At 68.4% G+C, this 2,636-nt stretch carries 2 protein-coding genes and 1 pseudogene; 2 read left to right on the forward strand and 1 reads right to left on the reverse strand.

Features of this window, described 5'->3' with window-relative positions; genetic code table 11:
- Window positions 1-382: pseudogene (locus K789_RS0101845) on the reverse strand (hypothetical protein); the annotation flags it as partial.
- A gap of 70 nt (window positions 383-452) precedes the next feature.
- Between K789_RS0101845 and K789_RS0101850 the strand changes: the two are divergent.
- Both K789_RS0101850 and K789_RS0101855 read left to right on the forward strand, forming a co-directional pair.
- Complete coding sequence (locus K789_RS0101850; RefSeq protein ID WP_029704280.1) at window positions 453-926, forward strand: hypothetical protein; 474 nt, start codon at window positions 453-455, stop codon at window positions 924-926.
- Window positions 927-941: 15 nt separating this feature from the next.
- The coding region (locus K789_RS0101855; protein WP_306376234.1) for a cation-translocating P-type ATPase at window positions 942-2,636 on the forward strand (1,695 nt) is incomplete at its 3' end.

Consider the following 2,636-nt stretch of genomic DNA (forward strand, 5'->3'; position numbering starts at 1 on the left):
CCTCCGCCGCGATCGCACCACTGATCTTCCGGCCCTGCTGCTCCGCGACCTCCCTCGCTGCCTTGACCACGCTGCCCAGCAGCTGGCGCCGAACGTGTCCCAGCCGGCGGAGTTCCGGGGCGTCAAGGGAGGACTGCGCGGCGCGCATCGATCCCCCCAGCACGGCGAGTTCCCGCAGGGTCTCCGGCTGCCGGGCCGCGAGCATGTTCACCGTCCACGCCGCCACAGACGGCTTGGGCAGGGAGCGCAGTTCTGCGGCGAGGGACGGCTGGTCCTTCGCGGCGGCCGCGTCCTTGGCAGCTGCCGTCCGCGCGGGGACAAAATCGTCGAACGGGAGGGCGTAGAGCCGTGCCGCAACGTCCGCCAGCGCCTGCTCTCCCATGCAAGAATCATAGAAGCCCGCCCCGGCGATGCCGCCGCATCGGGCAGTTCTCTCGAAGAAAAGGGCAGACATGATCGAAATAGCAGGGCTCCCGGCCCACATCCTGCTCATCCACGCCGTCGTGGTGCTGGCACCGATCGCGGGTCTCGCGGCGATCGTCTACGCCGCCGCACCGCGCTGGCGCAGCTACCTTGCCTGGCCGCTGGGAGTGCTGTCGCTGGGCCTGGTTCCCGTGTCCCTCATCACCGCGCAGGCCGGGGAGCAGCTGCAGGAGGCCCGTCCCGCGTCTGCCCTGATCCGGGAACATGCCGAGCAGGGGGACGTGCTTAAGGCCGTTTCCGTGGTGTTCTTTGCGGTCATCGCGGCGACGCTGATTGTGAGCTATGAGCCCATCGGCCGGCGCTTCGCCTTCCTGGGGAGCCTGCGGACCAACCGCGCCGTCCGGACCACCCTCCTGGTCGTCGCGGCAGCAGCGGGGGCCTTCTTCACCTACCAGAGCATCATCACAGGCCATTCCGGCGCTGCGTCGGTCTGGACCACCTAACCCAGGCCCGCAGCCGTGCCGATCAGCAACGCCGACGGCGATGCCACCAGTGCTGTTCCGTGGCACCTTCGCCGTGCCACGGATGCCGTGCACACGCTCGAGGTCAACCCCGAGAGGGGTCTGGACCCTGCCGAAGCGGAGCGGCGCCTGGGGCTCTACGGCGCCAATGAACTCCGCTCCGCACCAGGTGTGCCGCTGTGGCGGAAGGTCCTGCGGCAGTTCCAGGACCCGCTGATCTACCTGCTGCTGGCGGCCATCGCCATCTCGGTCCTTGCCTGGACCGTGGAAGGCGCCGCCGGCGTGCCGGTTGACGCTTTCGTCATCGCCGCCGTGGTCCTGTTCAACGGCGTCCTCGGCTTCGTCCAGGAGAACAAGGCCGAGAGCGCCGTCGCCGCGCTGCGGCTGATGACGGCAGCGAACTCCACAGTGCTGCGGGACGGCGACCTGAAAACCGTGCCGTCCGCGGAGCTGGTGCGCGGCGACATCCTGGTCCTCAACGAGGGGGATTCCGTCGGTGCTGACGCCCGGCTGATCACGGCCAGTTCCCTGGGCGTCGCCGAGTCCTCACTCACCGGCGAAAGTGCGCCTGTCTTCAAAGACCCGAGCACCCTCACCGGCGACATTCCCCTCGGTGACCGGTTGAACATGGTCTACAAGGGGACGGCCGTCGCACAGGGCGTGGGCCGCGCGGTGGTCACCGGAACCGGGATGGACACCGAAGTCGGCGCGATCGCGGGAATGCTGGCGGCTGTTGAGGACGCCCCGACTCCTCTGCAGCAGGAAATCGCCGGCGTCAGCAAGTTGCTCGGCATCACGGTTATCGGGATCGCGGTCGTTGTGATGGCCACAATCATCATCGTCAACGGAGTGTCCTCGCTGAGCGGACTCGTCGCGGTCCTGCTGCTGGGGGTCTCGCTCGCGGTGGCGGCCGTGCCCGAGGGACTGCCGGCCATCTTGTCCGTGGTGCTTGCCATCGGCGTCCAGAATATGGCCAGGCGCAACGCCGTCGTCAAGGAGCTGCACTCGGTCGAGACCCTGGGCTCCGCGTCGGTGATCGCCTCGGACAAGACTGGAACGCTCACCCGCAACGAGATGACCATTTGCAGGATCAGCACGGCCTCCGGCCAGGTCGAGCTCACCGGTGTCGGGTACCGGCCGGAGGGTAATGTGCTGTACCACGGCCAGGAGGTGCGTGATCCGGCCGTGCTCCAGGAAGCCCGCATGGTGCTGGCCGGGGGCTCCTTCGCCAACAACGCGCAGCTGCGCGAACATGGCGGTGAATGGGAGATCCAGGGCGACCCGACGGAAGCGGCGTTCCTCGTCGCGGCCCGGAAGCTGGAAGGGGTCACGGACCGGATCGGGGAGTTCGAGCGCCGCGGCGAGATCCCCTTCACCTCGGACCGGAAACTGATGTCCGCGCTGGCCCACCACCGGCAGGCCGGCACCCTGTCCCTCGTCACCAAGGGCGCCCCGGACGTCCTGCTGGAACGCTGCACCGCACTGCAGCTCGGCGGGGAGGTGGTCCCGATGGACGCGGACCGCCGCGTCCGGGCTCTTGGCGACGTCGAGGAACTTTCGTCCCAGGCGTTCCGCACGCTTGGCGTGGCCTACCGGCAATACACCGAAGCGGACCGGCATGAAGCAGAAGTCCTCGATGAGGAGGACGAGAGCACGCTGGTGTACATCGGCGTCGTCGGAATCCTGGACCCG

The organism is Arthrobacter sp. TB 26 (assembly GCF_000427315.1).
In the GTDB taxonomy this organism is placed as follows: Bacteria; Actinomycetota; Actinomycetes; order Actinomycetales; family Micrococcaceae; genus Arthrobacter.